General features: G+C 47.1%; 11 protein-coding genes, 10 tRNA genes and 6 rRNA genes. 3 read left to right on the top strand and 24 right to left on the bottom strand.

Translation table 11 applies throughout. The annotated features are described in order from the left end of the window. Nucleotides 1-45: 45 nt before the first annotated feature. The 10 genes from rplJ to ACLIIY_RS16390 form a co-directional block, all read right to left on the bottom strand. Nucleotides 46-540, bottom strand: coding sequence for a 50S ribosomal protein L10 (gene rplJ / locus ACLIIY_RS16435; protein WP_005451126.1), 495 nt, complete (start codon nt 538-540; stop codon nt 46-48). 293 nt (nt 541-833) lie between these two features. Further along, nucleotides 834-1535, bottom strand: a complete 702-nt coding sequence (gene rplA / locus ACLIIY_RS16430; RefSeq protein WP_005384683.1) for a 50S ribosomal protein L1 — start codon at nt 1533-1535, stop codon at nt 834-836. 4 nt (nt 1536-1539) lie between these two features. Further along, nucleotides 1540-1968 carry a 50S ribosomal protein L11 gene (gene rplK / locus ACLIIY_RS16425; protein WP_005440554.1) on the bottom strand — a complete coding sequence of 143 codons (429 nt, stop codon included), beginning with the start codon at nt 1966-1968 and terminating at the stop codon, nt 1540-1542. A gap of 144 nt (nt 1969-2112) precedes the next feature. Next, nucleotides 2113-2661, bottom strand: coding sequence for a transcription termination/antitermination protein NusG (gene nusG / locus ACLIIY_RS16420; RefSeq protein ID WP_005440551.1), 549 nt, complete (start codon nt 2659-2661; stop codon nt 2113-2115). A 13-nt stretch (nt 2662-2674) separates the two neighbouring features. After that, nucleotides 2675-3055 (bottom strand): preprotein translocase subunit SecE, encoded by a 381-nt coding sequence (gene secE, locus ACLIIY_RS16415; RefSeq protein ID WP_005440549.1) that lies wholly within the window; start codon nt 3053-3055, stop codon nt 2675-2677. Nucleotides 3056-3322: 267 nt separating this feature from the next. After that, nucleotides 3323-4507 (bottom strand): elongation factor Tu, encoded by a 1185-nt coding sequence (tuf, locus tag ACLIIY_RS16410; protein ID WP_005438393.1) that lies wholly within the window; start codon nt 4505-4507, stop codon nt 3323-3325. Between the two features lie 101 nt (nt 4508-4608). After that, nucleotides 4609-4684, bottom strand: a tRNA-Thr gene (locus tag ACLIIY_RS16405). A gap of 13 nt (nt 4685-4697) precedes the next feature. Then, a tRNA-Gly gene (locus tag ACLIIY_RS16400) sits at nt 4698-4772 on the bottom strand. Between the two features lie 35 nt (nt 4773-4807). Beyond that, nucleotides 4808-4892, bottom strand: a tRNA-Tyr gene (locus tag ACLIIY_RS16395). Nucleotides 4893-4943: 51 nt separating this feature from the next. Next, a tRNA-Thr gene (locus ACLIIY_RS16390) sits at nt 4944-5019 on the bottom strand. Between the two features lie 206 nt (nt 5020-5225). On the opposite strand from ACLIIY_RS16390, the gene coaA reads away from it, so the two are divergent. Then, complete coding sequence (coaA, locus tag ACLIIY_RS16385) at nt 5226-6149, top strand: type I pantothenate kinase (protein ID WP_005442549.1); 924 nt, start codon at nt 5226-5228, stop codon at nt 6147-6149. Nucleotides 6150-6169: 20 nt separating this feature from the next. On the opposite strand, the gene birA is transcribed toward coaA, so the two are convergent. Both birA and murB read right to left on the bottom strand, forming a co-directional pair. Further along, nucleotides 6170-7135, bottom strand: coding sequence for a bifunctional biotin--[acetyl-CoA-carboxylase] ligase/biotin operon repressor BirA (birA, locus tag ACLIIY_RS16380; protein WP_434527913.1), 966 nt, complete (start codon nt 7133-7135; stop codon nt 6170-6172). Beyond that, nucleotides 7132-8175 carry a UDP-N-acetylmuramate dehydrogenase gene (gene murB, locus ACLIIY_RS16375; protein ID WP_434527912.1) on the bottom strand — a complete coding sequence of 348 codons (1044 nt, stop codon included), beginning with the start codon at nt 8173-8175 and terminating at the stop codon, nt 7132-7134. Before murB ends, birA begins: the two co-directional genes overlap by 4 nt. A 101-nt stretch (nt 8176-8276) precedes the next feature. Between murB and ACLIIY_RS16370 the strand changes: the two genes are divergently transcribed. Both ACLIIY_RS16370 and pssA read left to right on the top strand, forming a co-directional pair. Beyond that, entirely contained in the window at nt 8277-8708 is a 432-nt protein-coding gene (locus ACLIIY_RS16370; protein ID WP_045415890.1) for a GNAT family N-acetyltransferase, read from the top strand. A 71-nt stretch (nt 8709-8779) separates the two neighbouring features. Continuing rightward, nucleotides 8780-10120, top strand: a complete 1341-nt coding sequence (pssA, locus tag ACLIIY_RS16365; protein ID WP_038897299.1) for a CDP-diacylglycerol--serine O-phosphatidyltransferase — start codon at nt 8780-8782, stop codon at nt 10118-10120. A gap of 551 nt (nt 10121-10671) precedes the next feature. On the opposite strand, the gene ACLIIY_RS16360 is transcribed toward pssA, so the two are convergent. From ACLIIY_RS16360 to ACLIIY_RS16305, 12 genes are all read right to left on the bottom strand, one after another. Next, a tRNA-Trp gene (locus ACLIIY_RS16360) sits at nt 10672-10748 on the bottom strand. A 68-nt stretch (nt 10749-10816) separates the two neighbouring features. Further along, a tRNA-Asp gene (locus ACLIIY_RS16355) sits at nt 10817-10893 on the bottom strand. Nucleotides 10894-10925: 32 nt separating this feature from the next. Beyond that, nucleotides 10926-11042 (bottom strand): 5S ribosomal RNA (gene rrf / locus ACLIIY_RS16350). A gap of 89 nt (nt 11043-11131) precedes the next feature. Then, nucleotides 11132-14022, bottom strand: a 23S ribosomal RNA gene (locus tag ACLIIY_RS16345). Between the two features lie 316 nt (nt 14023-14338). Beyond that, nucleotides 14339-14414, bottom strand: a tRNA-Val gene (locus tag ACLIIY_RS16340). Between the two features lie 30 nt (nt 14415-14444). Beyond that, nucleotides 14445-14520: transfer RNA gene (locus tag ACLIIY_RS16335), tRNA-Lys, on the bottom strand. 2 nt (nt 14521-14522) lie between these two features. Next, nucleotides 14523-14598, bottom strand: a tRNA-Glu gene (locus tag ACLIIY_RS16330). Between the two features lie 89 nt (nt 14599-14687). After that, nucleotides 14688-16240: ribosomal RNA gene (locus ACLIIY_RS16325) — 16S ribosomal RNA — on the bottom strand. Between the two features lie 332 nt (nt 16241-16572). Beyond that, nucleotides 16573-16689, bottom strand: a 5S ribosomal RNA gene (gene rrf, locus ACLIIY_RS16320). An 89-nt stretch (nt 16690-16778) separates the two neighbouring features. Further along, nucleotides 16779-19668 (bottom strand): 23S ribosomal RNA (locus ACLIIY_RS16315). Nucleotides 19669-19963: 295 nt separating this feature from the next. Next, nucleotides 19964-20039, bottom strand: a tRNA-Glu gene (locus ACLIIY_RS16310). Between the two features lie 122 nt (nt 20040-20161). Further along, a 16S ribosomal RNA gene (locus ACLIIY_RS16305) occupies nt 20162-21714 on the bottom strand. The 16S, 23S and 5S rRNA genes sit together here with 6 tRNA genes alongside, the layout of an rRNA operon. Between the last annotated feature and the right edge of the window lie 400 nt (nt 21715-22114).

The following is a 22114-nucleotide window of genomic DNA, read 5'->3' as shown; positions in this document are numbered from 1 at the left end:
TTAAGTCAACAATAAGTTTATTTTGCAACCAGTAAAAAGCAAGGCTTAAGCCGCTGCTTCTTCTTTTTGATCGCGGATAGCAGCGATAGTACGTACCAGCTTGCCAGCAGAAGCTTCTTTCATGCACATCATTAGGCGTGCGATTGCTTCGTCGTAAGTTGGTAGTGTTGCTAGTACTTCAGCGTCAGTTAAAGCGCCTTCAAATGCAGCAGCTTTGATCTCGAAATCTTTGTTCTCTTTAGCGAAGTCTTTGAAAAGACGCGCTGCAGCACCTGGGTGCTCGTTAGAGAACGCGATTAGAGTAGGACCAGTGAAAGTGTCAGTTAGACACTCGTAGTCTGTACCCTGAACCGCACGACGTGCTAGAGTGTTACGCACGACTTTCATGTAAACACCCGCTTCGCGAGCTTGTTTACGTAGAGAAGTCATCGCGCCAACTTCAACGCCACGAGAATCAGCTACAACTGCAGAAAGTGCACCACTGGCAGCTTCGTTGACTTGAGCAACAATTGCTTTTTTGTCTTGAAGGTTTAAAGCCATCTTGGATTTACTCCTGGTTGTCGTTACACCACTCACTATCATCACGACAGTGAGAGCTATTTAGGTGCATTCCCAGAAGAAAGTTAACTATTTACATAGAGCTTTCTGTCAGTTCGGGCACCATCTACGTAGGATGATTAAGTTTGTTTTGAGAACAAACACCTACGGTCTTGGACGGAGACTGGGTCTTAATTCATTTCGAACTAGGAGACAGTTCAAAGAACCAATGTTCAGCCCCAACCACAAATATTAGGCGCAAAATTATACACAAATTTTGCGCCTAAGCAAATAAATTATGCTTGAGTGTTCAGGCTAGCCTGATCAACAGCAACACCAGCACCCATAGTAGTAGAGATGCTTACTTTCTTCAGGAAAGTACCTTTCGCTGAAGATGGCTTAGCTTTCTTCAGAGCAACTAGAAGAGCTTCTAGGTTTTCTTTGATCTGCTCAGCAGAGAAGTTTGCTTTACCGATAGTAGTGTGGATGATGCCGTTTTTGTCGTTACGGTAACGAACCTGACCAGCTTTAGCGTTCTTAACCGCTTCAGCAACGTTAGGAGTTACAGTACCAACTTTAGGGTTTGGCATTAGACCGCGAGGACCTAGGATAGTACCTAGTTGACCTACAACGCGCATTGCATCTGGAGAAGCAACAACTACGTCGAAGTTCATTTCGCCTTTCTTAACTTGCTCAGCAAGATCTTCCATACCAACGATGTCTGCGCCAGCTTCTTTAGCTGCTTCAGCGTTTGCACCTTGAGTGAACACTGCAACGCGGATTTCGCGACCAGTACCGTGAGGTAGTACAGTTGCACCACGTACGTTCTGGTCAGATTTACGAGCATCGATGCCTAGGTTAACAGCAACGTCTACAGACTCAACGAATTTAGCAGTAGCTAGTTCTTGAAGAAGAGCAACAGCTTCGTTGATTTCGTATTCTTTAGTTACGTCAACTTTTTCGCGGATTACGCGCATGCGCTTAGTTAGTTTTGCCATCTTATTAACCCTCTACCACTAGGCCCATTGAACGAGCAGTACCAGCGATAGAACGCTTCATCGCTTCGATGTCAGCACCAGTCATATCAGCAGCTTTAGTTTCTGCGATTTCTTGGATTTGAGCGTCAGTTACAGTGCCCACTTTTTCAGTGTTTGGACGACCAGAACCAGACTTAACGCCAGCAGCTTTCTTAAGAAGAACAGCAGCAGGTGGAGTCTTAGTTACGAACGTGAAAGAACGGTCGCTGTATACTGTAATAACTACTGGAGTTGGTAGACCTTTCTCAATAGATTCTGTTTTTGCGTTGAACGCTTTACAGAATTCCATGATGTTCACACCGTGTTGACCTAGAGCAGGACCAACTGGTGGACTTGGGTTCGCAGCGCCAGCAGCAACTTGTAGCTTGATGTAAGCTTCAACTTTCTTAGCCATGATATTTCCTAAAGTTTGGGTTCAAACGCTAGTCTGCTGACCAGCTCCCCGTTTACGTAAAATCTCTTTACTTCATGAGAAGTAAAAAGGCGCGAAATTATAGTCATAATTCGCGCCTTAGACAACCCTTAAAAAGGTGTTTTTTTAATCAAGTTTTTCAACTTGACCAAATTCAAGCTCAACTGGTGTTGCACGACCAAAGATCGATACAGACACTTTCAGGCGGCTCTTCTCGTAATCCACTTCTTCAACAGTACCATTGAAGTCAGCAAATGGACCTTCGTTAACACGTACCACTTCGCCCGCTTCGTACATTGTACGAGGACGAGGAGACTCACTCGCTTTCTCGAGACGGTTAAGAATCGCGTCAGCTTCTTTATCTGTGATAGGTGCTGGACGGTCTGAGGTACCACCAATGAAGCCCATGACACGCGGCACACTGCGTACTAGGTGCCATGATTCATCGTTCATAATCATCTGAACAAGGACGTAGCCTGGGAAAAACTTACGTTCAGATTTACGACGCTGACCCGCGCGCATTTCCACTACTTCTTCAGTAGGAACTAGTACTTCACCGAATAGCTCTTCCATAGCGTGCATTTTGATATGCTCACGTAGAGACTGAGCTACACGACCTTCAAATCCAGAGAAGGCTTGAACTACATACCAGCGTTTTTTTGGAGCTTCACTCATGAATCACTACCCTCTATACCCCAGTTGCTAGAGCAACTAAACGAACCATGATGCCGTCAATTCCCCATAGCACTAGAGCCATTACAATACTTACAGCTAAAACAATCAGTGTCGTTTGCATGGTTTCTTGGCGTGTAGGCCAAACAACCTTACGAACTTCCATACGAGATTCTTTTGCAAAACTGATCGCTGCTTTACCTTTAGTCGTTGTCGCAGCAACGCCTAGGGCAGCTGCAATAAGAACAACAACGCCTGCAGCACGAACAACTACAGACATTTCACCATACAGGTAATTACCCACAACAGCGGCCGCTGCCAATACGAAAGCGGCAATCCACTTAAACGTATCTGCTGCGTTTGAGCTATCAGGAGTTTCAGCATTATTTGCTTTCATAAACCAACCTGTCACAAGTCTTAATATAGACGACAATAACCCCGCTGTTGCAGGGCAAACTCCATATCGCTGATAAAATCAGCGTTACTCTCTTAAGATTAAGCCTCTCCGCTTAATCTTGCTCTACTCTCAACCAAATTTTGAACAAGAAAACAGCTAAAATAATATTGAGTGCAGAAAAAGGGCATCAAATGATGCCCTTTTTGATACTGGTTCGTCAAATCTAATTCAAGATTTTCCGAAGACATTCGTTTAATTCGTTAAGAATTAGTCGAAGATCTTAGCAACAACACCAGCACCTACAGTACGGCCACCTTCACGGATAGCGAAACGTAGGCCTTCATCCATAGCGATAGGAGCGATTAGCTCAACTTGCATTTGGATGTTGTCGCCTGGCATTACCATTTCTACGCCTTCTGGTAGAGAGATGTCACCAGTTACGTCAGTTGTACGGAAGTAGAACTGTGGACGGTAGCCTTTGAAGAATGGAGTGTGACGACCACCTTCATCTTTAGAAAGTACGTATACTTCTGACTCGAACTTAGTGTGTGGAGTGATTGAACCAGGCTTAGCTAGTACTTGACCACGTTCAACTTCATCACGCTTAGTACCACGTAGAAGTGCACCAACGTTCTCACCAGCACGACCTTCGTCAAGAAGCTTACGGAACATTTCAACACCAGTACATGTAGTAGTAGTAGTGTCTTTGATACCAACGATAGCAACTTCGTCACCTACGTTTAGGATACCACGTTCGATACGGCCAGTTACTACTGTACCACGACCTTGGATTGAGAATACGTCTTCGATAGGCATTAGGAATGGCATATCTACTGCACGCTCTGGCTCAGGGATGTATGAATCTAGCGCTTCTGCTAGTTCAACAATCTTAGCTTCCCATTGCTCTTCGCCGTTTAGTGCGCCTAGAGCTGAACCTTGGATAACTGGTAGGTCATCACCTGGGAAATCGTACTCAGATAGAAGTTCACGAACTTCCATTTCTACTAGTTCTAGTAGCTCTTCATCATCAACCATGTCACATTTGTTCATGAATACGATGATGTATGGGATACCAACCTGACGGCCTAGTAGGATGTGCTCACGAGTTTGTGGCATTGGACCATCTGTCGCAGCAACAACTAGGATACCACCGTCCATCTGTGCAGCACCAGTGATCATGTTTTTAACGTAATCCGCGTGTCCTGGACAGTCAACGTGTGCGTAGTGGCGAGTTGGAGTGTCGTACTCTACGTGAGAAGTAGCGATTGTGATACCGCGCTCACGCTCTTCTGGAGCGTTATCGATAGATGCGAAGTCACGAGCAGCACCGCCGTATACTTTAGCAAGTGTTGTACAGATAGCAGCTGTTAGAGTAGTTTTACCGTGGTCAACGTGGCCGATAGTACCAACGTTTACGTGCGGTTTTACACGTTCAAATTTTTCTTTAGACATGAGTAGTCCCTCTAGGTACGGATTTAGGTGGCCCGAATTGACCACGCAACCAAAAAAGATAATTGGTAAATCTTATATCAAAAGGAAATAACTTTAAGAGCTGGTGCTGATAGGCAGACTCGAACTGCCGACCTCATCCTTACCAAGGATGCGCTCTACCACCTGAGCTATATCAGCACTCAAATTAGAGTGGAGCGGGCAGCGGGAATCGAACCCGCATCATCAGCTTGGAAGGCTGAGGTAATAGCCATTATACGATGCCCGCAACACGTAACTCTGAGAGCTATTTCCTAAAGAATATGGTGGAGGGGGACGGATTCGAACCATCGAAGGCAGTGCCGGCAGATTTACAGTCTGCTCCCTTTGGCCACTCGGGAACCCCTCCAAAATTTCATGCCATTCTTACTACAATTGCTTCTAATGAAACAGGAAAGAATGGTGCCGACTACCGGAATCGAACTGGTGACCTACTGATTACAAGTCAGTTGCTCTACCTACTGAGCTAAGTCGGCATAAGTGGTGCGCATTCTATTGAATGATTTTCTAGGTTGCAATAGCTATTTTAAAAAAAATCGTAAAATTCGACTTTTTAGAATCGATTGCTGCAAAATCATACAAACCTCGCTTTTTAAAGCAAACTTTCGAGCTTTGTCGTTTGCTTTGCTCGGAGCTTGTTGTATGTTCTTGCTCTCTATGAAACCAAGGATAAAAGAGATCCATGAGTCCATTTTTGTCATTTGACCGTGCTGAATGGGCAGAGTTACGTAATTCTGTTCCTATGACACTCTCTGAAGACGACTTAAAAGCGCTTCAAGGCATTAATGAAAACCTCACTATGGAGGAAGCGGTAGAGATCTACCTTCCTTTGTCTCGTCTATTGAATTTATACGTTCAAGCCCGTCAAAGTCGAAACTCCGTCCTACAGGAATTCCTGAATACGGAAGAGCACGCTCCACCATTCGTGATTGGTATTGCGGGAAGTGTTGCTGTAGGAAAAAGCACGACAGCGAGACTTCTTAAAGCCCTGCTTTCTCGCTGGGAGAACCACCCTAAAGTCGCCTTAGTGACAACAGACGGTTTCTTATATCCAAAGAAAGTATTAGAAGATAAAGGCATCATGCATCGTAAAGGCTTTCCCGAGTCTTACGATATCAAACGCTTGGTAGAATTCGTTTCTGATGTAAAAGCTGGCCAGCCTAACTTAGAAGTGCCTGTCTATTCGCATATCACTTACGACATTACAGACGAAAAGAAAAAAGTGGATCGCCCTGATGTGTTAATCATTGAAGGGTTAAACGTTTTACAGAGCGGAATGGATTACCCTCACGATCCGCATCGCGTATTTGTTTCTGACTTCCTAGATTTTTCTATCTATGTGGATGCAGAAACAGACACCATTGAGCAATGGTATATAGAAAGATTCTTGAAGTTTCGTAGAGGTGCCTTTACTAAGCCAGGCTCTTACTTTAGCCACTATACCCAGCTATCTGTAGATGAGGCGAAAAATAAAGCTAAAGACATATGGCATTCAATCAACGGGTTGAACTTAGAACACAATATCCTTCCAACTCGTGAAAGGGCTCATCTGATTCTGCATAAAGGCCCAAGCCATTTGGTGGATAAGGTTTCTTTGAGAAAGTAACCTTATCCTTAATGACGGGGCTAGTCATTTTTTCTTAAGGAGATCTCTCCGCCAACATAGGTCTCCAATCCATTTTCAGTTTCAAGCACTACCCCACCTTGCTGGTCGATGCCTTTCACTACTCCATGAATCTCTCTTGGCCCCATCAGCAGCTTAACTGAGCGTCCAATAAAATTATCTAAACGATTCCAGCGGTCAACAAAACCTGCCAGTCCTGCCATTTCATATTCTTCTAGCGCGTTCTTCCAATGCTCGATTAGCTTTATCGCTAGCTGAGTGCGGTCAATCAAAACACCATCACTCACTTGGTTCAGAGTCGTCCAAGGTTGATCAATTTCTGGCTGCATATCTGGCATTCCGATATTTAACCCCATGCCAATCACCAAATGCGCAGCTCCACCGGCCTGACCCGACATTTCCACCAAAATACCCGCCAATTTCTTATCTTGGTAATAGATGTCATTCGGCCACTTCAACTTCACGTCATCGATACCAAGGCTTTCTATTGCCTCTACAGCAGCGATACCAACAACCAAGCTCAAGCCCATCGCTGCAGCCATACCAGCATCCAATCGCCAGTACATCGATAAGTAAAGGTTTGTTCCAAAGGGAGATATCCACTGGCGTCCACGCCTTCCTCGCCCTTTTGCCTGATACTCTGCAAGACAAACTCGCCCTTTGTCTGACTCATTCACTTTATCAAGCAAGTATTGGTTAGTAGAGTCAATAACCGAGATCAACTCTATTGGCGTCTCTACTTTGGCTTGCAATTGAGTCTCATCGAGCAACTGCAAAGGCTGGGCTAGCTGATAGCCTCGCCCTTGGATACGGTAAATATCCACCCCCCAGTCATTAAGCCCTTTGATATGCTTAGCAATGGCAGCTCGAGAGATACCTAATTCCTGCCCTAGCGCTTCTCCTGAATGGAAATCTCCGTCACTGAGCGCCTTGAGAATATGCAGTTTTACTGAGTGTTCTTTTCTCATTGCATTGCCTCAATCTCAGCCAGATTGGTCTCACCCTTGCTATTCATAAAGCGGACTTCATGCTCTAGTTCAATTTGGTATTTATCCCAAACTGTCTTCTTCACTAAAGAAGCCAACTCGACCACATCGCTAGCACTGCAATTATCTACATTGGTTAATACTAAAGCTTGCAATGGGTTCACTTGGGCCCCATTGACTGACACGCCTTTGAGCCCACATTGGTCAATCAACCAACCAGCCGCAACCTTCATCCCCTCTTTTGCTGGGTAAGCCACCATGTTGTTATGTTTCTGAATGAGTTGATCATAATGATCTTGGCTGATCACTGGATTTTTGAAGAAACTACCCGCATTGCCCACTTTTGCAGGATCCGGTAATTTTTCCATGCGCACTTGGCAAACACGTTCAAAAATAGCGAGTGGAGTGAGCTCTTCTTCTGGAATACTTTGTAGAGGGCCATATTGATTAATAGCTTGCCATTGCTTAGGCAACTTGAGACCAACCGCAGTAATAAAACACTTCTCATATAGTGCATGCTTGAAGATAGAGTCGCGATAACCAAACAAGCACTCTTCGGCACTCATTCGTTTAGTATCAAAACTGATCAAATCAAGAATGTCGACATATTCACAAATATCTTGTAGCTCTAAACCATAAGCACCGATATTTTGAATTGGCGCCGAGCCCGCGCACCCTGGGATAAGCGCAAGGTTTTCCATGCCACCCATCTCTTGCTTAACACTCCATTCGACCAAATCAGGCCAATCTTCTCCACCCTCAATATGCAGCAAATAATGCTCATCCGTTTCAGTCACGGTTTTACCCATTAAACGGTTGATTATAACCATGCCTTCATAGTGCTGAGTGAACAGCATATTACTGCCTTTACCTAAGAAGAGCTTAGGTATGTCTTGATAAGCTTTGTCTTGGAAAAGTTGTATAACGTCGTCAACAGATTCAACGATCGCTAAATACGCACAAGTTTGTTCTATACCAAATGTGTGAAAAGCCTTAAGGCTCGCGTGTTTCTTAATTTCCATAGTGGATTTGCAACGCCAGATGAGATTCTCTTAAACTATGAACATTCTACATTAGTTATCTTTTAGCCGCAGTGACAATACCTAGCTCATTAATCATAGAAGTGTTAAATCCGATCAAACTGCCTCTCATCAAGAGGCTGTACAAAGCTCATTATCCCGCAGGGAGAGCAAAGCGAGACGAATTGATCGTAACCGCCACCTTAGAGGGGAGTATCATTGCTTTACTAAGATTGAAGACCATTGAGCAATCACGCTTATTGACAGGTATGCTCGTGATCCCGGAATACAGAGGGACAGGCGTAGGGAATGCCTTGCTTACTCATTGTGAAAACACAGTTTTCAACGATGGCGATTATTGCTTTGCTTTTAACCATTTAGAACACTATTACGCTCAGCATGGATTCAAAACCATTGATAGCTCTGCACTCCCCAACTCTCTAAAAATGGCGTATCTGCGCTATGTAGACAGTGGTAAAGATCTCATTCCAATGCAATTCATTACTTCTGACACTCCAAACAGCGTGGTTTTGTAGCCATAGAATTCATATCTTTGGTAAAATATCAGGTTCGCAATATTGCACTTAATTAAGGTACTCACACCGGTATGATAGTAAGTAGGAACCCATTCGAACAGTTGCCAAGTCTCGCTGTTAAGCCAGAAGACTTCGAAGTTCTGCATGCTGCAGAGACTTTCAGAACTCGTCTTCTTGATGCGATCAGCAAAGCAACGTCGCGAATTTACCTAGTCGCTCTATATCTGGAAGATGATGAAGCTGGCCGTGAAATCTTCACAGCGCTCTATGAAGCGAAACAGCGCAATCCTGGATTGGACATCAATATCTGTGTAGATTGGCACCGAGCGCAACGAGGTCTTATTGGTGCAGAGTCATCAGAAGGCAACGCAGCACTTTACAAAGCGTTTGCAAAGAAATACCAACACTCTATTCCCGTCTACGGAATTCCAGTGCGTGGAAGGGAAGTCTTTGGAGTACTTCACCTTAAAGGCTTTATCGTTGATGACACCGTGATTTACAGCGGCGCTAGCCTCAATAACGTGTATTTACACTACAATGATCGTTACCGCTTCGACCGCTACCATGTCATTCAGCACAAAACATTAGCTGACTCTATGGTGAGATTCATCCAAGACGAAATGATCGCTCACCCTGCAGTCAACGACCTAGCAGGCAAAGATAAGCCTGAAACAAAAGAAATCAAAGCAGACATCCGCCAACTTCGCTCTTCATTAGCACGCGCTAACTATGAGTTCGAAACTGAACTCGCTAGCGAAGAAGATGTTAAAGTCACGCCGCTTGTTGGCCTAGGCAAACGTCGTAATTTACTTAATCAAAAAATCGTTAAGCTGCTTGCTGCCGCTCAGAACGAAATTTTCATCTGCACCCCTTACTTTAACTTCCCTAAAGCCATTAATCGCGAAGTGAAACGCGCAATGAAGCGTGGTGTAAAAGTCACTATCGTAGTGGGTGATAAAACGGCAAACGACTTCTACATCTCTCCGGAAGAAGAGTTCAAGACCATAGGTGGCCTACCATATCTATACGAACTCAACTTACGTCGATTTGCGAAAGCCAACGAGGCAAGCATTGCTGCACGCAAACTGTCTATCCACCTTTGGAAGCATGACAACAATAGCTTCCACCTAAAAGGCATCTGGGTTGATAAGCGCTACATGCTGATGACTGGTAATAACTTGAATCCTCGTGCATGGTCTCTAGACCTAGAAAATGGTCTATTAGTACAAGATAACTACGCGAAGATGACCGACAAGTTTGAGCAAGAAGTAGCAAACATTCTTGAACATACTCAGCTTATCTGTACATATAGACAATTAGAAAAAGTTGAAGACTATCCAGTAAGCGTTCAGAAGTTGGTTCGTAAGATCACACGAATTAAAGCAGATGGCGTGCTTAAACGTATTCTTTAAGACGCCTACTTAAGTGATAAGGAAGCCCAGTATGAAAATACTGGGCTTTTTTTGTTACTTAATCAGGGATTAGTAAACCACCACAGAGAACAGACAGTAAGCACTCTACTCTATCTCGGCAACACCAAAGAACATAGCTGTCCACTTCCCTCTGACCCTTTCAAAAGGACTATTAACCTATGGCCTTAAATTGTTTTAGGAAGGAATTGTTGGACGAACCAACGAGTAAGAAGAAGTTTAGTATTTCCTAGCTTCCGAGAGACTTGAGTACTTTACGCGGGGGAGCTAAGCGATAACTCCAAGGCTCCGATTCATTTTACGGTTTCAGGTAAAGAGCAACCAAGGAAAGAGGCAGAAACAAAAGACTCCGGTATTTCTGCTAGAGCCTCAAATATTTCACGGGTTAGACTCAAAGATTAGGGCAGGCTGGCGATCTAACTCCCACTACACGCTATTTTGATATTAGAGGAATCCGTTGCTCTTCCAATAGGCTGGAATTCTTTTCTCCAGATACGAAAAAGGCTCTAGTCTTACGACTAGAGCCTTAAATATGGCAGGGGTGGAGAGATTCGAACTCCCAACACGCGGATTTGGAATCCGCTGCTCTGCCAATTGGAGCTACACCCCTGTAGAAACTACAGTTTATCACATTGTAGATTCAAAAAAACCTCGCAAAAGCGAGGTCTTCGAAATAAGTGGCGGAGCGGACGGGACTCGAACCCGCGACCCCCGGCGTGACAGGCCGGTATTCTAACCAACTGAACTACCGCTCCGCACTGGTTAGACATTTAAGTCTAAATTTAAAGCCTGGCGATGTCCTACTCTCACATGGGGAAACCCCACACTACCATCGGCGCTAATTCGTTTCACTTCTGAGTTCGGAATGGAAATCAGGTGGGTCCAAATCGCTATGGTCGCCAAGCAAATTCTTTAATCTGGAAAGCTGTTTTTCGTTCTATTTACACATTCAATGTTCTTGCATTGAGTCCATCAAAACCCCTTGGGTGTTGTATGGTTAAGCCTCACGGGCAATTAGTACAGGTTAGCTCAACGCCTCACAACGCTTACACACCCTGCCTATCAACGTTCTAGTCTCGAACAACCCTTTAGGATACTTAAAGTATCAGGGAAGACTCATCTCAGGGCTCGCTTCCCGCTTAGATGCTTTCAGCGGTTATCGATTCCGAACTTAGCTACCGGGCAATGCGTCTGGCGACACAACCCGAACACCAGAGGTTCGTCCACTCCGGTCCTCTCGTACTAGGAGCAGCCCCCTTCAATCTTCCAACGCCCACGGCAGATAGGGACCGAACTGTCTCACGACGTTCTAAACCCAGCTCGCGTACCACTTTAAATGGCGAACAGCCATACCCTTGGGACCGACTTCAGCCCCAGGATGTGATGAGCCGACATCGAGGTGCCAAACACCGCCGTCGATATGAACTCTTGGGCGGTATCAGCCTGTTATCCCCGGAGTACCTTTTATCCGTTGAGCGATGGCCCTTCCATTCAGAACCACCGGATCACTATGACCTGCTTTCGCACCTGCTCGAATTGTCATTCTCGCAGTCAAGCGGGCTTATGCCATTGCACTAACCTCACGATGTCCAACCGTGATTAGCCCACCTTCGTGCTCCTCCGTTACTCTTTGGGAGGAGACCGCCCCAGTCAAACTACCCACCAGGCACTGTCCGCAACCCCGATTAGGGGTCGACGTTAGAACATCAACACTACAAGGGTGGTATTTCAAGGACGGCTCCACAAATACTGGCGTACTTGCTTCAAAGCCTCCCACCTATCCTACACATGTAGGGTCAATGTTCAGTGCCAAGCTGTAGTAAAGGTTCACGGGGTCTTTCCGTCTAGCCGCGGGTACACTGCATCTTCACAGCGATTTCAATTTCACTGAGTCTCGGGTGGAGACAGCGTGGCCATCATTACGCCATTCGTGCAGGTCGGAACTTACCCGACAAGGAATTTCGCTACCTTAGGACCGTTATAGTTACGGCCGCCGTTTACCGGGGCTTCGATCAAGAGCTTCGACCGAAGTCTAACCCCATCAATTAACCTTCCGGCACCGGGCAGGCGTCACACCGTATACGTCATCTTACGATTTTGCACAGTGCTGTGTTTTTAATAAACAGTTGCAGCCACCTGGTATCTGCGACTCTCGTCAGCTCCATCCGCAAGGGATTTCACCATCAAGAGCGTACCTTCTCCCGAAGTTACGGTACCATTTTGCCTAGTTCCTTCACCCGAGTTCTCTCAAGCGCCTTGGTATTCTCTACCCGACCACCTGTGTCGGTTTGGGGTACGATTCCTTACAATCTGAAGCTTAGAGGCTTTTCCTGGAAGCATGGCATCAATGACTTCACTACCGTAGTAGCTCGACGTCGTGTCTCAGCCTTAAGAAGAGCCGGATTTACCTAACTCCTCAGCCTACGCACTTGAACCTGGACAACCGTCGCCAGGCCCACCTAGCCTTCTCCGTCCCCCCATCGCAATTGTAAGAAGTACGGGAATATTAACCCGTTTCCCATCGACTACGCCTTTCGGCCTCGCCTTAGGGGTCGACTTACCCTGCCCCGATTAACGTTGGACAGGAACCCTTGGTCTTCCGGCGAGGAGGTTTTTCACCCCCTTTATCGTTACTCATGTCAGCATTCGCACTTCTGATACGTCCAGCATGCGTTACCACACACCTTCAACCGCTTACAGAACGCTCCCCTACCCAATGCACTAAAGTGCATTGCCGCAGCTTCGGTTTACTACTTAGCCCCGTTACATCTTCCGCGCAGGCCGACTCGACCAGTGAGCTATTACGCTTTCTTTAAATGATGGCTGCTTCTAAGCCAACATCCTGGCTGTCTGAGCCTTCCCACATCGTTTCCCACTTAGTAGTAATTTGGGACCTTAGCTGGCGGTCTGGGTTGTTTCCCTCTCCACGACGGACGTTAGCACCCGCCGTGTGTCTCCCGGATAGTACTTACTGGTATTCGGAGTTTGCAAAGGGTTGGTAAGTCGGGATGACCCCCTAGCCTTAACAGTGCTCTACCCCCAGTAGTATTCGTCCGAGGCGCTACCTAAATAGCTTTCGGGGAGAACCAGCTATCTCCAGGTTTGATTGGCCTTTCACCCCTAGCCACAAGTCATCCGCTAATTTTTCAACATTAGTCGGTTCGGTCCTCCAATTGATGTTACTCAATCTTCAACCTGCCCATGGCTAGATCACCTGGTTTCGGGTCTATATCCAGCGACTGAGTCGCGCAGTTAACACTCGCTTTCGCTACGGCTCCCCTAGATGGTTAACCTTGCCACTGAATATAAGTCGCTGACCCATTATACAAAAGGTACGCAGTCACACCACGAAGGTGCTCCTACTGCTTGTACGTACACGGTTTCAGGTTCTATTTCACTCCCCTCACAGGGGTTCTTTTCGCCTTTCCCTCACGGTACTGGTTCACTATCGGTCAGTCAGTAGTATTTAGCCTTGGAGGATGGTCCCCCCATATTCAGACAGGATATCACGTGTCCCGCCCTACTCGATTTCACTTTAAATGCGTTGCCGGTTACGGGGCTATCACCCTGTATCGCACAACTTTCCAGAAGTTTCACCTGACGCATAAAAAGCTTAAGGGCTAGTCCAATTTCGCTCGCCGCTACTTTCGGAATCTCGGTTGATTTCTTTTCCTCGGGGTACTTAGATGTTTCAGTTCCCCCGGTTCGCCTCGCTGCGCTATGTATTCACGCAGCGATACTTGCTTATGCAAGTGGGTTTCCCCATTCGGAAATCCCAGACTCAAATGGTTTTTACTACCTAATCTGGGCTTATCGCAAGTTAATACGTCCTTCATCGCCTCTGACTGCCAAGGCATCCACCGTGTACGCTTAGTCACTTAACCATACAACCCGAAGGAGTTTCGAGTTGATGAACAAGTCACCAAAGTTGTCTGCAATTTTTATACATGATGCAGACTCGATTTTGCCGGACTCAAATTCCAAGAACACTTGAATGTGTTGTATTGGTGTTTGTCATAAAGACAAACATTGAGAACTTTACAATCAACAATAAATTGTTGATTTGTCAGCTTTCCAAATTGTTAAAGAGCTAATCACTTCCTAAGAAGTCATTTTCTAAAGACTTTCAGAGTCGAAGATTCTAACCACGTACGTTTTACTGAAGTGGTTTGGAATTCCTATCCAAAAATACTTAGAGAATGGTGGGCGATACCGGGCTCGAACCAGTGACCCCCTGCTTGTAAGGCAGGTGCTCTCCCAACTGAGCTAATCGCCCACATAAGTTTTAATTCTTCGTGGAGAAGAATGGTGGGTCGTGCAGGATTCGAACCTGCGACCAATTGATTAAAAGTCAACTGCTCTACCAACTGAGCTAACGACCCAATGGTATCCCGTAGGGGAGTCGAACCCCTGTTACCGCCGTGAAAGGGCGGTGTCCTAGGCCTCTAGACGAACGGGACACTGGATTGAAGATATTGGGATATCTTCGTCTCTTTTACTTATAAACCGTATCAATCTGTGTGGACACTCATCGTGTATAATCATCGTTTAAGGAGGTGATCCAGCGCCAGGTTCCCCTAGCGCTACCTTGTTACGACTTCACCCCAGTCATGAACCACAAAGTGGTAAGCGTCCTCCCGAAGGTTAAACTACCTACTTCTTTTGCAGCCCACTCCCATGGTGTGACGGGCGGTGTGTACAAGGCCCGGGAACGTATTCACCGTGGCATTCTGATCCACGATTACTAGCGATTCCGACTTCATGGAGTCGAGTTGCAGACTCCAATCCGGACTACGACGCACTTTTTGGGATTCGCTCACTATCGCTAGCTTGCTGCCCTCTGTATGCGCCATTGTAGCACGTGTGTAGCCCTACTCGTAAGGGCCATGATGACTTGACGTCGTCCCCACCTTCCTCCGGTTTATCACCGGCAGTCTCCCTGGAGTTCCCGACATTACTCGCTGGCAAACAAGGATAAGGGTTGCGCTCGTTGCGGGACTTAACCCAACATTTCACAACACGAGCTGACGACAGCCATGCAGCACCTGTCTCAGAGTTCCCGAAGGCACCAATCCATCTCTGGAAAGTTCTCTGGATGTCAAGAGTAGGTAAGGTTCTTCGCGTTGCATCGAATTAAACCACATGCTCCACCGCTTGTGCGGGCCCCCGTCAATTCATTTGAGTTTTAATCTTGCGACCGTACTCCCCAGGCGGTCTACTTAACGCGTTAGCTCCGAAAGCCACGGCTCAAGGCCACAACCTCCAAGTAGACATCGTTTACGGCGTGGACTACCAGGGTATCTAATCCTGTTTGCTCCCCACGCTTTCGCATCTGAGTGTCAGTATCTGTCCAGGGGGCCGCCTTCGCCACCGGTATTCCTTCAGATCTCTACGCATTTCACCGCTACACCTGAAATTCTACCCCCCTCTACAGTACTCTAGTCTGCCAGTTTCAAATGCTATTCCGAGGTTGAGCCCCGGGCTTTCACATCTGACTTAACAAACCACCTGCATGCGCTTTACGCCCAGTAATTCCGATTAACGCTCGCACCCTCCGTATTACCGCGGCTGCTGGCACGGAGTTAGCCGGTGCTTCTTCTGTCGCTAACGTCAAATAATGCAGCTATTAACTACACCACCTTCCTCACGACTGAAAGTGCTTTACAACCCGAAGGCCTTCTTCACACACGCGGCATGGCTGCATCAGGCTTGCGCCCATTGTGCAATATTCCCCACTGCTGCCTCCCGTAGGAGTCTGGACCGTGTCTCAGTTCCAGTGTGGCTGATCATCCTCTCAGACCAGCTAGGGATCGTCGCCTTGGTGAGCCATTACCTCACCAACTAGCTAATCCCACCTAGGCATATCCTGACGCGAGAGGCCCGAAGGTCCCCCTCTTTGGCCCGTAGGCATTATGCGGTATTAGCCATCGTTTCCAATGGTTATCCCCCACATCAGGGCAATTTCCTAGGCATTACTCACCCGTCCGCCGCTCGACGCCGTTATCGTTCCCCGAAGGTTCAGATAACTCGTTTCCGCTCGACTTGCATGTGTTAGGCCTGCCGCCAGCGTTCAATCTGAGCCATGATCAAACTCTTCAATTTAAGATTTTGTTCGGCTCAATGAATACTGAACATTACATAAGTAATGTTTGAATTGACTGTGCTGAATCTTTCGATTCAATGGTCACTTCGTTTCATTGAAACCTAATTTGATACCGCTTTCCGTTAAGAAAGAAACATCTAATTGGATTATCATCAACGAGTGCCCACACAGATTGATAGGTCTATATTGTTAAAGAGCTTGGCTTTCAGTGCCTTAGCACTTAAGCGAGGTGCGTATAATACGCTTTCCACTTTGAAAGTCAACATAAAACTCTAAAATAATTTAGAACTTTATGGTGACTTGCTTATTAAATAAGCAAGTGCGAAATAAAGCCTGGCGATGTCCTACTCTCACATGGGGAAGCCCCACACTACCATCGGCGCTAATTCGTTTCACTTCTGAGTTCGGAATGGAAATCAGGTGGGTCCAAATCGCTATGGTCGCCAAGCAAATTCTTTAATCTGGAAAGCTGTTTTTCGTTCTATTTACACATTCAATGTTCTTGCATTGAGTCCATCAAAACCCCTTGGGTGTTGTATGGTTAAGCCTCACGGGCAATTAGTACAGGTTAGCTCAACGCCTCACAACGCTTACACACCCTGCCTATCAACGTTCTAGTCTCGAACAACCCTTTAGGATACTTAAAGTATCAGGGAAGACTCATCTCAGGGCTCGCTTCCCGCTTAGATGCTTTCAGCGGTTATCGATTCCGAACTTAGCTACCGGGCAATGCGTCTGGCGACACAACCCGAACACCAGAGGTTCGTCCACTCCGGTCCTCTCGTACTAGGAGCAGCCCCCTTCAATCTTCCAACGCCCACGGCAGATAGGGACCGAACTGTCTCACGACGTTCTAAACCCAGCTCGCGTACCACTTTAAATGGCGAACAGCCATACCCTTGGGACCGACTTCAGCCCCAGGATGTGATGAGCCGACATCGAGGTGCCAAACACCGCCGTCGATATGAACTCTTGGGCGGTATCAGCCTGTTATCCCCGGAGTACCTTTTATCCGTTGAGCGATGGCCCTTCCATTCAGAACCACCGGATCACTATGACCTGCTTTCGCACCTGCTCGAATTGTCATTCTCGCAGTCAAGCGGGCTTATGCCATTGCACTAACCTCACGATGTCCAACCGTGATTAGCCCACCTTCGTGCTCCTCCGTTACTCTTTGGGAGGAGACCGCCCCAGTCAAACTACCCACCAGGCACTGTCCGCAACCCCGATTAGGGGTCAACGTTAGAACATCAACACTACAAGGGTGGTATTTCAAGGACGGCTCCACAAATACTGGCGTACTTGCTTCAAAGCCTCCCACCTATCCTACACATGTAGGGTCAATGTTCAGTGCCAAGCTGTAGTAAAGGTTCACGGGGTCTTTCCGTCTAGCCGCGGGTACACTGCATCTTCACAGCGATTTCAATTTCACTGAGTCTCGGGTGGAGACAGCGTGGCCATCATTACGCCATTCGTGCAGGTCGGAACTTACCCGACAAGGAATTTCGCTACCTTAGGACCGTTATAGTTACGGCCGCCGTTTACCGGGGCTTCGATCAAGAGCTTCGACCGAAGTCTAACCCCATCAATTAACCTTCCGGCACCGGGCAGGCGTCACACCGTATACGTCATCTTACGATTTTGCACAGTGCTGTGTTTTTAATAAACAGTTGCAGCCACCTGGTATCTGCGACTCTCGTCAGCTCCATCCGCAAGGGATTTCACCATCAAGAGCGTACCTTCTCCCGAAGTTACGGTACCATTTTGCCTAGTTCCTTCACCCGAGTTCTCTCAAGCGCCTTGGTATTCTCTACCCGACCACCTGTGTCGGTTTGGGGTACGATTCCTTACAATCTGAAGCTTAGAGGCTTTTCCTGGAAGCATGGCATCAATGACTTCACTACCGTAGTAGCTCGACGTCGTGTCTCAGCCTTAAGAAGAGCCGGATTTACCTAACTCCTCAGCCTACGCACTTGAACCTGGACAACCGTCGCCAGGCTCACCTAGCCTTCTCCGTCCCCCCATCGCAATTGTAAGAAGTACGGGAATATTAACCCGTTTCCCATCGACTACGCCTTTCGGCCTCGCCTTAGGGGTCGACTTACCCTGCCCCGATTAACGTTGGACAGGAACCCTTGGTCTTCCGGCGAGGAGGTTTTTCACCCCCTTTATCGTTACTCATGTCAGCATTCGCACTTCTGATACGTCCAGCATGCGTTACCACACACCTTCAACCGCTTACAGAACGCTCCCCTACCCAATGCACAAAGTGCATTGCCGCAGCTTCGGTTTACTACTTAGCCCCGTTACATCTTCCGCGCAGGCCGACTCGACCAGTGAGCTATTACGCTTTCTTTAAATGATGGCTGCTTCTAAGCCAACATCCTGGCTGTCTGAGCCTTCCCACATCGTTTCCCACTTAGTAGTAATTTGGGACCTTAGCTGGCGGTCTGGGTTGTTTCCCTCTCCACGACGGACGTTAGCACCCGCCGTGTGTCTCCCGGATAGTACTTACTGGTATTCGGAGTTTGCAAAGGGTTGGTAAGTCGGGATGACCCCCTAGCCTTAACAGTGCTCTACCCCCAGTAGTATTCGTCCGAGGCGCTACCTAAATAGCTTTCGGGGAGAACCAGCTATCTCCAGGTTTGATTGGCCTTTCACCCCTAGCCACAAGTCATCCGCTAATTTTTCAACATTAGTCGGTTCGGTCCTCCAATTGATGTTACTCAATCTTCAACCTGCCCATGGCTAGATCACCTGGTTTCGGGTCTATATCCAGCGACTGAGTCGCGCAGTTAACACTCGCTTTCGCTACGGCTCCCCTAGATGGTTAACCTTGCCACTGAATATAAGTCGCTGACCCATTATACAAAAGGTACGCAGTCACACCACGAAGGTGCTCCTACTGCTTGTACGTACACGGTTTCAGGTTCTATTTCACTCCCCTCACAGGGGTTCTTTTCGCCTTTCCCTCACGGTACTGGTTCACTATCGGTCAGTCAGTAGTATTTAGCCTTGGAGGATGGTCCCCCCATATTCAGACAGGATATCACGTGTCCCGCCCTACTCGATTTCACTTTATATGCGTTGCCGGTTACGGGGCTATCACCCTGTATCGCACAACTTTCCAGAAGTTTCACCTGACGCATAAAAAGCTTAAGGGCTAGTCCAATTTCGCTCGCCGCTACTTTCGGAATCTCGGTTGATTTCTTTTCCTCGGGGTACTTAGATGTTTCAGTTCCCCCGGTTCGCCTCGCTGCGCTATGTATTCACGCAGCGATACTTACTTATGTAAGTGGGTTTCCCCATTCGGAAATCCCAGACTCAAATGGTTTTTACTACCTAATCTGGGCTTATCGCAAGTTAATACGTCCTTCATCGCCTCTGACTGCCAAGGCATCCACCGTGTACGCTTAGTCACTTAACCATACAACCCGAAGGAGTTTCGAGTTGATGTTCAAATCACCAAAGTTGTCTCTCATTATTTGAATGAGCGAGAGACATATCGATTTTGCCGGACTCAATTTCGAATAATCACTGTAAAAGTGATATTCCCAAGAACACTTGAATGTGTTTTTTGGTGTTTGTCTTAAAGACAAACATTGAGAACTTTACAAACAAACTTAAAAGTTTGTTTTGTCAGCTTTCCAAATTGTTAAAGAGCTAATCACTTCTTATGAAGTAACCATTTTTAAAAACTCTCAAGAGAGAATGTTTAAAGATGGTATCCCGTAGGGGAGTCGAACCCCTGTTACCGCCGTGAAAGGGCGGTGTCCTAGGCCTCTAGACGAACGGGACACTGCTATTTGTTTCCACTTTAAAAAGCAGAACCAAACTTCGAAGATATTAGAATATCTTCATCTCTTTTACTTATAAACCGTATCAATCTGTGTGGACACTCATCGTGAGTAATCATTGTTTAAGGAGGTGATCCAGCGCCAGGTTCCCCTAGCGCTACCTTGTTACGACTTCACCCCAGTCATGAACCACAAAGTGGTAAGCGTCCTCCCGAAGGTTAAACTACCTACTTCTTTTGCAGCCCACTCCCATGGTGTGACGGGCGGTGTGTACAAGGCCCGGGAACGTATTCACCGTGGCATTCTGATCCACGATTACTAGCGATTCCGACTTCATGGAGTCGAGTTGCAGACTCCAATCCGGACTACGACGCACTTTTTGGGATTCGCTCACTATCGCTAGCTTGCTGCCCTCTGTATGCGCCATTGTAGCACGTGTGTAGCCCTACTCGTAAGGGCCATGATGACTTGACGTCGTCCCCACCTTCCTCCGGTTTATCACCGGCAGTCTCCCTGGAGTTCCCGACATTACTCGCTGGCAAACAAGGATAAGGGTTGCGCTCGTTGCGGGACTTAACCCAACATTTCACAACACGAGCTGACGACAGCCATGCAGCACCTGTCTCAGAGTTCCCGAAGGCACCAATCCATCTCTGGAAAGTTCTCTGGATGTCAAGAGTAGGTAAGGTTCTTCGCGTTGCATCGAATTAAACCACATGCTCCACCGCTTGTGCGGGCCCCCGTCAATTCATTTGAGTTTTAATCTTGCGACCGTACTCCCCAGGCGGTCTACTTAACGCGTTAGCTCCGAAAGCCACGGCTCAAGGCCACAACCTCCAAGTAGACATCGTTTACGGCGTGGACTACCAGGGTATCTAATCCTGTTTGCTCCCCACGCTTTCGCATCTGAGTGTCAGTATCTGTCCAGGGGGCCGCCTTCGCCACCGGTATTCCTTCAGATCTCTACGCATTTCACCGCTACACCTGAAATTCTACCCCCCTCTACAGTACTCTAGTCTGCCAGTTTCAAATGCTATTCCGAGGTTGAGCCCCGGGCTTTCACATCTGACTTAACAAACCACCTGCATGCGCTTTACGCCCAGTAATTCCGATTAACGCTCGCACCCTCCGTATTACCGCGGCTGCTGGCACGGAGTTAGCCGGTGCTTCTTCTGTCGCTAACGTCAAATAATGCAGCTATTAACTACACTACCTTCCTCACGACTGAAAGTGCTTTACAACCCGAAGGCCTTCTTCACACACGCGGCATGGCTGCATCAGGCTTGCGCCCATTGTGCAATATTCCCCACTGCTGCCTCCCGTAGGAGTCTGGACCGTGTCTCAGTTCCAGTGTGGCTGATCATCCTCTCAGACCAGCTAGGGATCGTCGCCTTGGTGAGCCATTACCTCACCAACTAGCTAATCCCACCTAGGCATATCCTGACGCGAGAGGCCCGAAGGTCCCCCTCTTTGGCCCGTAGGCATTATGCGGTATTAGCCATCGTTTCCAATGGTTATCCCCCACATCAGGGCAATTTCCTAGGCATTACTCACCCGTCCGCCGCTCGACGCCGTTATCGTTCCCCGAAGGTTCAGACAACTCGTTTCCGCTCGACTTGCATGTGTTAGGCCTGCCGCCAGCGTTCAATCTGAGCCATGATCAAACTCTTCAATTTAAGATTTTGTTCGGCTCAATGAATACTGAACATTACATAAGTAATGTTTGAATTGACTGTGCTGAATCTTTCGACTCAATGGTCACTTCGTATCATTGAAACCTAATTTGATACCGCTTTCCGTTAAGAAAGAAACATCTAATTGGATTATCATCAACGAGTGCCCACACAGATTGATAGGTCTATATTTTTAAAGAACTTTTCTAACTAACTCACCGCCTCAGCGCCTTGTCGTTAGGGGTGCGTATCTTACGCTTCCCAATTTGAGAGTCAAGCATTTTTTCAAATTCTTTTTTCTCTCTTCCCGACTCGCTGTGTGACTTTCGTCTCACTCCGTGTCGGTGGATGCGCAGTATAGGGAATCCAGAAATGAGCGCAACCCTTTTTTTGAAAAAAACAT

This window comes from Vibrio sp. K4, assembly GCF_051122595.1.
GTDB classification, from domain to species: Bacteria; Pseudomonadota; Gammaproteobacteria; order Enterobacterales; family Vibrionaceae; genus Vibrio; species Vibrio owensii.
The sequence above is the reverse complement of the archived record's forward strand: the minus strand, read 5'-3'. Positions and strand labels throughout refer to the sequence as shown.

Coding starts and splice junctions, on each gene's coding strand:
- rplJ (WP_005451126.1), bottom strand. CDS start 540: ATGGCTTTAAACCTTCAAGACAAAAAAGCAATTGTTGCTCAAGTCAAC.
- rplK (WP_005440554.1), bottom strand. CDS start 1,968: ATGGCTAAGAAAGTTGAAGCTTACATCAAGCTACAAGTTGCTGCTGGC.
- rplA (WP_005384683.1), bottom strand. CDS start 1,535: ATGGCAAAACTAACTAAGCGCATGCGCGTAATCCGCGAAAAAGTTGAC.
- pssA (WP_038897299.1), top strand. CDS start 8,780: ATGATAGTAAGTAGGAACCCATTCGAACAGTTGCCAAGTCTCGCTGTT.
- murB (WP_434527912.1), bottom strand. CDS start 8,175: ATGGAAATTAAGAAACACGCGAGCCTTAAGGCTTTTCACACATTTGGT.
- nusG (WP_005440551.1), bottom strand. CDS start 2,661: ATGAGTGAAGCTCCAAAAAAACGCTGGTATGTAGTTCAAGCCTTCTCT.
- birA (WP_434527913.1), bottom strand. CDS start 7,135: ATGAGAAAAGAACACTCAGTAAAACTGCATATTCTCAAGGCGCTCAGT.
- secE (WP_005440549.1), bottom strand. CDS start 3,055: ATGAAAGCAAATAATGCTGAAACTCCTGATAGCTCAAACGCAGCAGAT.
- tuf (WP_005438393.1), bottom strand. CDS start 4,507: ATGTCTAAAGAAAAATTTGAACGTGTAAAACCGCACGTAAACGTTGGT.
- coaA (WP_005442549.1), top strand. CDS start 5,226: ATGAGTCCATTTTTGTCATTTGACCGTGCTGAATGGGCAGAGTTACGT.